This window comes from Actibacterium naphthalenivorans (assembly GCF_014196965.1).
Taxonomy (GTDB): Bacteria; Pseudomonadota; Alphaproteobacteria; order Rhodobacterales; family Rhodobacteraceae; genus Actibacterium_A; species Actibacterium_A naphthalenivorans.
In genome coordinates, this window is sequence record NZ_JACIEQ010000001.1 from 1690429 (window position 1) to 1698985 (window position 8557).

Genomic DNA, 8557 nt, shown 5'->3' on the forward strand with positions numbered 1-8557 from the left:
CACCGGTCGGGGATGGTGCCCGCCCGCCGGCGGGGGCGGGGAAATCGGGATCCAAGCGTCGCGGAGTTGATCACGGAACCTTGAAGACCGGCAGAGGGCTCTCCACATGGGCTGAGAGGCCTGCGATTGGGGCGTGCCGCTGAGCGGGCGTTTCAAAGGACAGGCGCTTGGCAAAAGGAGAATGCCCGATGGACATGGAAAAGTTCACGGAACGGTCGCGTGGTTTTCTGCAGGCTGCTCAAACCATCGCGATGCGCGAAAATCACCAGCGGCTCGCGCCCGAACACCTTCTCAAAGCATTGATGGACGATGATCAGGGGCTTGCATCCAACCTGATCAAACGCGCGGGCGGTGCGCCCGAACGCGTGGTCGAAGCCGTGGATGTTGCCCTGTCGAAGATGCCCAAGGTGACAGGCGATGCCGGGCAGGTCTATCTGGACCAGTCCACCGCCAGGGTTCTTGACGAGGCCCAGAAGATCGCCACCAAGGCGGGCGACAGCTTTGTTCCCGTGGAACGGATCCTGACCGCGCTGGCGATGGTGAAATCAAAGGCCAAGGACGCGCTGGATGCCGGCGCGGTGACCGCGCAGAACCTGAACGCGGCGATCAATGACATCCGCAAGGGCCGCACCGCCGACAGCGCCTCGGCCGAAGAGGGCTATGACGCGCTGAAGAAATACGCGCGCGACCTGACCGAGGCCGCCGAGGAAGGCAAGATCGACCCGATCATCGGCCGCGACGAGGAAATTCGCCGCGCCATGCAGGTGCTCAGCCGCCGGACCAAGAACAACCCGGTTCTGATCGGCGAGCCCGGCGTGGGTAAAACCGCGATCGCCGAGGGGCTGGCCCTGCGCATCGTCAATGGCGATGTGCCCGAAAGCCTGAAGAACAAGCGCCTGATGGCGCTGGACATGGGCGCGCTGATTGCCGGCGCGAAATACCGGGGCGAGTTCGAGGAGCGGCTGAAATCCATCCTCAAGGAAATCGAGGCCGCCGCCGGCGAGATCGTCCTGTTCATCGACGAGATGCACACGCTGGTGGGCGCGGGCAAGTCCGATGGCGCGATGGATGCCGCCAACCTGATCAAGCCCGCGCTGGCGCGGGGCGAGCTGCATTGCATCGGCGCGACCACGCTGGATGAATATCGCAAGCACGTTGAAAAAGACGCGGCTCTTGCCCGCCGGTTCCAGCCGGTGATGGTGGACGAGCCGACGGTGGAAGACACCATTTCCATCCTGCGCGGCATCAAGGAAAAGTATGAGCTGCACCACGGCGTGCGGATCTCCGACAGTGCCCTTGTGGCGGCGGCGACGCTAAGCCACCGCTATATCACCGACCGTTTCCTGCCCGACAAGGCGATCGACCTGATGGACGAGGCCGCCAGCCGTCTGCGCATGGAAGTGGACAGCAAGCCCGAAGAGCTGGACGCGCTGGATCGCCAGATCCTGCAGCTTCAGATCGAGGGTGAGGCGCTGAAGAAAGAGGATGACGCGGCATCCAAAGACCGGCTGGCCAAGCTCGAGGAAGAGCTTTCCAACCTGCAGCAACGCTCGGCCGCGATGACGGCCCAATGGCAGGCCGAACGCGACAAGCTGGAAGGCGCGCGCGAACTGAAAGAGCAACTCGACAAGGCCCGCGCCGAGCTGGACCATGCCAAGCGCGAGGGCAACCTGGCCAAGGCCGGCGAGCTTTCCTATGGCGTGATCCCCGGGCTTGAGAAAAAGCTGGCCGAGGCCGAGGCGCAGGAAGACGAGATGATGGTCGAAGAGGCCGTGCGCCCCGAGCAGATCGCCCAGGTGGTGGAACGCTGGACCGGCATCCCGACCTCCAAGATGCTGGAGGGTGAGCGCGAGAAGCTGCTGAAGATGGAAGAGGAGCTTGGCAAGCGCGTGATCGGCCAGAAACAGGCTGTTACGGCGGTGGCCAACGCGGTGCGCCGGGCGCGCGCCGGGCTGAACGATGAGAACCGGCCGCTTGGGTCGTTCCTGTTCCTCGGCCCCACCGGCGTCGGCAAGACCGAACTGACCAAGGCCGTGGCCGAGTATCTGTTCGACGATGACAACGCGATGGTGCGCATCGACATGAGCGAGTTCATGGAGAAACACGCGGTCGCCCGTCTGATCGGCGCGCCTCCGGGCTATGTCGGTTACGACGAGGGTGGTGTGCTGACCGAGGCGGTACGGCGCCGGCCTTATCAGGTGGTGCTGTTCGACGAGGTCGAAAAGGCCCATCCGGATGTGTTCAACGTGCTGTTGCAGGTGCTTGATGACGGTGTGCTGACCGATGGACAGGGCCGCACGGTCGACTTCAAGCAGACGCTGATCGTGCTGACCTCGAACCTCGGGTCGCAGGCGCTGAGCCAGATGCCCGAAGGGGCCGACAGCGCGCAGGCGCGGCGCGACGTGATGGATGCGGTGCGGGCCCATTTCCGCCCCGAATTCCTGAACCGTCTGGACGAGACGATCATCTTCGACCGGCTCAGCCGGAAGGATATGGATGGCATCGTGACGATCCAGCTGCGGCGTCTGGCCAAACGACTGGCCGCGCGCAACATCACGCTGGAGCTGGACGAGGGCGCCCGCAAGTGGCTGGCCGATGAAGGCTATGACCCGGTGTTCGGCGCCCGCCCGCTGAAGCGGGTGATCCAGCGCAGCCTGCAGGACCGTCTGGCAGAGCTGATCCTGTCTGGCGATGTGATGGATGGCGATACCATCCCGGTGACCGCCGGCGCCGAGGGGTTGTTGATCGGTGATCGCGTGGGCGCGTCGAACCGGCAGCCGCCGGAAGATGCCGTGGTTCACTGAGCCTTGCCCGTTCCGCCGGATGCTCCGGCGGGGCGGGTTACGCCTTGCGCGGTTTGAACAGGAAACGGCGCGGGCGTTTGGCGGGCTGTTCGCTTTCGGGCGCGGGCTGCGCCGGGGCGGTCAGCGCGGCCGGATCGACCACATGCTGGGCCTGCTTGCGCGAAAAGATGAATGTATCGTCGTGTGACGACAGCGACATACCGGCCTCTTCCAGAACACTGCGGACGGATTTCGCCTCTGGCGTGGTGTCATGCGCCAGCGCGAAGATGAATTCATCCATCAGGCCGGTCACATCCCGCTCCTTCAGCTGGCGCTTGCGCTGCGCCAGAATGCGCAGGACGGCGGTTTTGAAGCTCGGGTCGTCAAGCTGATCTGTCCCTGTTTCGCCAGTTGCCGCGATTCTGGAAAACACCTGGAACAGGCGCTCGTAGATGCGCGATTGTGCGGGCGTCATGCGTTGGGTCGCGGCGGCGCCCGGCGGGAAGATCGCGGTGCGGCGGCCGCCCTCTTCCCTAACGGAGAGTTTCATGCGGCGCGGAACGATGGTTTTGCGCGGCTTCGCCGCCTGCGCATGGGTCGTGCCCGCCCCCTGAAACACGGTTGTCGTATTCAGTGAATACGACCTGTGGTCTGACTGCACCCCGCGCGACACACGGGGAAGCTCTTGGCCTGCCTGCGGCATTCTGCCCCTCGTCCGAAGTTCTGCATCCCGCCCATCGGTGCGGAATGACCTTCGGTTATGATTGTTTGCCTCAAATCTGTCCTTTTTTGGACTTGGAGAAGATTTTTGCCACGGGCAGGCCCCCCCGGCAAGCGGCCGGGCGGAACCCTTGTGTTTTCGGCGGAAACGCGCAGATCAGTCGGCGCCGGCCGCCTCGCGCGCGATGGTGTCGAGCAGGGCCTGAACCTCTTGCATCGGACCTTCGGGAAAGGTGCTGAACCCCACCACCGTTTCATCGGGCTTGTCCGGCCTGACATAGACGAAGATGTCATAGGGGCAGAAGCGGACGTTCGTGTAATCCGCCTCCATCACCTTGCGTGACAGCGCGGCCGAGCAGAAGCTGAAGATGTCGGCCTTGGTGAAAATGGTCACGTCGGAGCCGACATCGGCCTTCGTCCGCTCCAGCATGTCGCCGGTGTGGCTGACGCTGTCGATCACCAGCCCCTGGCCCAGTACCGCGTTTTCCAGCGCGAAGACGACATCATCGAAACTGTCGCTCGTGGTGTAGGTGATCGCGTCCTGCGCCAGAACCGGCGTTGCCAGCAGCGCGATGGCTGCAACTGCGAGTGTCTTTTTCATTTTATCCTCCCGAACGCCTCTGGCTTGTTACAGAGGGTTGTTGAACTGTGTCATGAGATAAACAGTAGGTTCAATCTGGCGCAGGGCCATGATTGAGGTCAAATCGAAGCAGGGGGCAGCTGATGGATTGGGTCGGACGGGTTTTGGAGTGGTTGGCGCTGGGGTTCGTTCTGGTGCTGGGGGTGGTGGTGCTGGTTTCGCTGGTGCTGTTCGTCATCGACCGCACCCAGACGGGCGACGCGATCCGGCGCAACTATCCCGTCATCGGGCGGTTCCGGCACATGTTCACATCGCTGGGCGAATTCTTTCGCCAGTATTTCTTTGCCATGGATCGCGAAGAGATGCCGTTCAACCGGGCGCAGCGCGACTGGGTCGCCCGCGCCGGCGAGGGCAAGGGCAATACCGTTGCCTTCGGATCGACCCGAAACCTGAATATTCCCGGAACGCCGATCTTTGTGAACGCCGCCTTCCCGCCGCTGGACAATCAGTTCGCGGCGACCGCGCCGATGCTGATCGGGCCCTATGCGCGCGAACCTTACAACGCACCCTCGATCTTCAATGTCTCGGGCATGAGCTATGGCGCGATTTCGCGGCCCGCCGTCGAGGCGCTGAGCCGTGGCGCAGCCGAGGCCGGCATCTGGCTGAACACCGGCGAAGGCGGGCTTTCGCCCTATCACCTGCTTGGAAATTGCGACATCGTCTATCAAATCGGCACCGCGAAATACGGGGTGCGCGATGAATTCGGGCGGATCTCGGATGAGAAGCTGAAGCAGGTCGCCGCCCATCCGCAGATCAGGATGTTCGAGATCAAGCTGGCCCAGGGCGCCAAGCCCGGAAAGGGTGGCATTCTGCCCGGCGCCAAGGTGAATGACGAGATCGCGCAGATCCGCGGCATTCCCGTCGGCGAAGACAGCTATTCCCCCAATCGCCATGTCGAGGTCGACAGCTTCGAGGACCTGCTGAATATGGTCGCCCATATCCGCGAGGTTTCGGGCAAACCCGTGGGCTTCAAGACCGTCGTTGGTGCGCCCGAACCGTTTCAGGAGCTGTTCGGCCTGATCCGCGAGCGGGGCGAGGAAAGCGCGCCGGATTTCATTACCATCGACGGTGGCGAGGGCGGCACCGGGGCCGCGCCCATGCCGCTGATCGATCTGGTGGGGATGCCGATCCGCGAGGCGATGCTGATCGTGTCGGACCTGCGCGATACCTACGGTTTGCACAACCGTATCCGCCTGATCGCCAGCGGCAAGCTGGTGAACCCGGCGGATGTGGCCTGGGCCATCACCGCGGGCGCGGATTTCGTGACCTCGGCGCGGGGCTTCATGTTTGCGCTGGGCTGCATTCAGGCGCTCAAGTGCAACCGCAACACCTGCCCCACGGGCATCACCACCCATGATCCGCGCCTGCAGAAGGGGCTGGTGGTCGAGCGGAAATACACCCGCGTCGCGCGCTATGCCCGATCGGTGATCAACGAGGTGGAAACGATCGCGCATTCCGTCGGCGTCGCCGAACCGCGGCTGATGCGGCGGCGCCACGTGCGCATCGTGCAGCCGGACGGATCGTCAATTCCGATGAACCAGATCTACCGCCGCTCCGACCCGGCCGACCACGTTCTGGCAAACAAACACTAGAAATCGTGTTCGGTGTCATATCCGAAGACGCGGAAATCATCGGCGTAGATCTGATCCACCAGCCGCGCGGTTTCGTTCGAATAGAATTCCTTGTAGGGCGAGCGTGACACCGCGCGCTGGCGCTGGTTCTCGATCCCGAGGCCGGTGCGGGCGTTGATCTGTTCGATGTCGTCGGAAAAGGTTTCGGTCTTGCCGACGTAGTCGACCAGAACCCGGTTGCCGGCATCGCACAGGTAATAGGTCTGTGGCAGGAAATGCAGCCAGCCCAGCAGGCGGTTGCGTTCGCCCCGATGGCTCAGCGCCGCCATGAAGGCATAGAAATCCGGGAATTGCGACAGGTTCCGGCGGCCCCATTCTCCGTCGCGCTTCGAGGTCTGATCGGAGCGCAGATAGTGAAAGGCCGATACCAGCCGGTCATAGGGGTTGCGCGTGATCCCGAAGGTGAAGCAACTGTCGAACAGCGCCGGGTCGCGCCATTTGAAGAATTCGGCCGAGCGGTGGCCATGGGTGATCGGCACCTGGCGCGCGATGGTCGTGCCGGCGCATTTGGGCACATGCACGAACAACGCGCCCCGCGCCCGGTTCTCCGACATGTCCAGCGTTTCGCGTTTGGCCCGTATATATTCGCGCGTGTCGAAATAGCGGCGCTGCATCCCGATCCAGCGCGCCCCGGCCTGAAGTCTGGCATCCGCCAGGGCGGCTTTCGTGGAAAACGTTGTCACGCGTACTGTCCCGGCAATCTGGTGGTTGGACCCGCCAAATCTAAAGCAGATGGGTTTTTTTGAGTAAAGGGGCTTTTCTTGGCATAGGCCCGGTGTGGTCGATTGGGTTACAGTCGCCAACGACAATGTGAGCTTTCGTCAATCGGAAATTCGGGCGGAACCATGTAAAAGGGGCCGGAAACCGGTGGAGAGTTCCCTGATGCGCAAGACCTTCAAGTCCGATCTGAAATGGTCCGATGTTACCCCCAGAACGGCATTCCTGAACCGTCGCCAGATCATCGCGGGTGCGGCGGCGCTTGGCGCCATGGCCACGCCTGCGCTGGCGGGCCTTGGCGCGGTCGAAAGCGCTTATTCCACCGATGACGATCCCAATACGTTCGAAGAGATCACCCGGTACAACAATTTCTACGAATTCGGCACCGGCAAGGAAGATCCGGCCCGAAACGCCGGCGCGTTGACGACCGACCCCTGGGCGGTGCAGATCGACGGGCTGGTCGATCGCCCGGGCTCCTACGATCTTGGCGAGATCCTGTCGGGCGTCACGCTGGAGGAGCGCATCTATCGCTTCCGCTGTGTCGAGGCCTGGTCGATGGTCATCCCCTGGGTCGGGTTCGAGCTGAGCACGCTGCTGAACCGGGTCGGCGTGCAGCCCTCGGCAAAATATGTCGCCTTCGAAACGCTGGTTCGCCCCGAAGAGATGCCGGGCCAGCGCCGCCCGATCCTTGACTGGCCCTATCGCGAAGGCCTGAGGCTGGACGAGGCGATGCACCCGCTGACCATTCTGGCCAATGGCATCTATGACGAACCGCTGCCCAATCAGAACGGCGCGCCGCTGCGCCTGGTGGTGCCGTGGAAATACGGGTTCAAGTCGATCAAGTCGATCGTGCGCATCACCCTGACCGAGGAACAGCCGCTCGCGACGTGGAACATGGTCAATGCGCGGGAATACGGATTCTATTCAAACGTGAACCCGCAGGTCAGCCACCCGCGCTGGAGCCAGGCGACCGAACGGCGCATCGGCGGCGGGCTGCTGTCGCGGCGGCAGGAAACGCTGATGTTCAACGGTTATGGCGAAGATGTCGCCGGGCTTTACGCGGGCATGGATCTGAAGAAACTCTTCTGATGTCCGTTGATCGGGTGAATACCGCGCTGCGCCGGGTGCCGGCCTGGGTGCTCTATATCGTCGGGCCGCTGCCCGCGCTTTGGTTCCTGTGGCTGGGGCTGACCGGCGGGCTCGGGATCGAGCCGATCCGGGGGCTGGAGCATGAGCTGGGCCAGTTTGCGCTGAAACTGATGATCGCCGGGCTTGCCATCACGCCGCTGCGCCGTCTCGCGGGGCTCAACCTGATCCGGTATCGCCGGGCCATCGGGCTGCTGGCGTTCTTCTATGTGTTGCTCCACCTTGCGGTGTGGCTGTTTCTGGATCTGCAGAACTGGGGGCTGATCCGCGCCGATATCCTGAAGCGCCCCTATATCACCATCGGCATGCTCGCCTTCGCCCTGATGATCCCGCTGGCGCTGACCTCGAACAACCGGTCGGTGCGAAAGCTGGGGCCATCATGGCGGCGGCTGCACCGGCTGACCTATCCGGCGGTGCTGTTGGGCGCGATTCACTTCGTGATGCTGGTGAAAGGCTGGCAGGCAGAGCCTTTGATCTATCTGGCCGTCATCCTCGGGCTTCTGGCCCTCAGATTGCGCCGCGCGCCGCGTCGGGCGGCGGCCTGAGGCGGGTCTTTCAGAGGGCAGCCTGTGAACGACTCTGTGGATAACTGCGAAGCCCGGCTTTTTCTGCCATTTGAAGGCTCCGAAAATCACGCGATAACCTGGCTCCTTTCGCTTGTAATTCCGCAAGCCATTGGAAATATTAAACAATCCACTTATTTCAAAAAATCTGTAATGAATTTGTAAAAAGGGGTTGCGGGTGTTTGCTGTAATCCGTAAATACCCCTTCACCGGCGGCGCAGAGATGCACGGCGGTGCGGCGGAAGGGCCTGACGGAGACGGCAAGGCGCTGAAGTTGAGACTACTTGGAGATGAGGTTCGGGCGGGCGGCGCTTAGTAAGATTGGCGCCTCGGTCGGTTTTTTGTCTCCGCGCTCTT

The 8557-nt window shown here is 62.8% G+C and carries 7 protein-coding genes; 4 read left to right on the plus strand and 3 right to left on the minus strand.

Annotation, left to right across the window (positions count from 1 at the left end; translation table 11 throughout):
* Positions 1-188 precede the first annotated feature (188 nt).
* Positions 189-2804 carry an ATP-dependent chaperone ClpB gene (gene clpB / locus GGR17_RS08340; RefSeq protein ID WP_054540088.1) on the plus strand — a complete coding sequence of 872 codons (2616 nt, stop codon included), beginning with the start codon at positions 189-191 and terminating at the stop codon, positions 2802-2804.
* Positions 2805-2841: 37 nt separating this feature from the next.
* On the opposite strand, the gene GGR17_RS08345 is transcribed toward clpB, so the two are convergent.
* Together GGR17_RS08345 and GGR17_RS08350 are read right to left on the minus strand one after the other, a co-directional pair.
* Positions 2842-3486: a hypothetical protein gene (locus tag GGR17_RS08345; RefSeq protein ID WP_054540087.1), complete on the minus strand. Its 645-nt coding sequence runs from the start codon at positions 3484-3486 to the stop codon at positions 2842-2844.
* Positions 3487-3660: 174 nt separating this feature from the next.
* Positions 3661-4104, minus strand: a complete 444-nt coding sequence (locus tag GGR17_RS08350) for a hypothetical protein (RefSeq protein ID WP_037210475.1) — start codon at positions 4102-4104, stop codon at positions 3661-3663.
* A gap of 122 nt (positions 4105-4226) precedes the next feature.
* Here GGR17_RS08350 and GGR17_RS08355 point away from each other — a divergent pair, with 122 nt between their 5' ends.
* Positions 4227-5735, plus strand: coding sequence for an FMN-binding glutamate synthase family protein (locus GGR17_RS08355; RefSeq protein ID WP_054540086.1), 1509 nt, complete (start codon positions 4227-4229; stop codon positions 5733-5735).
* On the opposite strand, the gene GGR17_RS08360 is transcribed toward GGR17_RS08355, so the two are convergent.
* Positions 5732-6457 carry a sulfotransferase family 2 domain-containing protein gene (locus GGR17_RS08360; protein ID WP_037210470.1) on the minus strand — a complete coding sequence of 242 codons (726 nt, stop codon included), beginning with the start codon at positions 6455-6457 and terminating at the stop codon, positions 5732-5734. The genes GGR17_RS08355 and GGR17_RS08360 overlap by 4 nt on opposite strands.
* Positions 6458-6656: 199 nt before the next feature.
* On the opposite strand from GGR17_RS08360, the gene msrP reads away from it, so the two are divergent.
* A complete protein-coding gene (gene msrP, locus GGR17_RS08365; RefSeq protein ID WP_054540085.1) occupies positions 6657-7580 on the plus strand; it encodes a protein-methionine-sulfoxide reductase catalytic subunit MsrP in 924 nt (307 codons plus the stop codon).
* Complete coding sequence (gene msrQ / locus GGR17_RS08370; RefSeq protein WP_054540084.1) at positions 7580-8182, plus strand: protein-methionine-sulfoxide reductase heme-binding subunit MsrQ; 603 nt, start codon at positions 7580-7582, stop codon at positions 8180-8182. Before msrP ends, msrQ begins: the two co-directional genes overlap by 1 nt.
* The last annotated feature ends 375 nt before the right edge of the window (positions 8183-8557 follow it).

Excerpts from the sequence above, each read along its gene's own strand:
- clpB (WP_054540088.1), top strand. The coding sequence starts at position 189 with ATGGACATGGAAAAGTTCACGGAACGGTCGCGTGGTTTTCTGCAGGCT.
- GGR17_RS08345 (WP_054540087.1), bottom strand. The coding sequence starts at position 3,486 with ATGCCGCAGGCAGGCCAAGAGCTTCCCCGTGTGTCGCGCGGGGTGCAG.
- GGR17_RS08350 (WP_037210475.1), bottom strand. The coding sequence starts at position 4,104 with ATGAAAAAGACACTCGCAGTTGCAGCCATCGCGCTGCTGGCAACGCCG.
- GGR17_RS08355 (WP_054540086.1), top strand. The coding sequence starts at position 4,227 with ATGGATTGGGTCGGACGGGTTTTGGAGTGGTTGGCGCTGGGGTTCGTT.
- msrP (WP_054540085.1), top strand. The coding sequence starts at position 6,657 with ATGCGCAAGACCTTCAAGTCCGATCTGAAATGGTCCGATGTTACCCCC.
- msrQ (WP_054540084.1), top strand. The coding sequence starts at position 7,580 with ATGTCCGTTGATCGGGTGAATACCGCGCTGCGCCGGGTGCCGGCCTGG.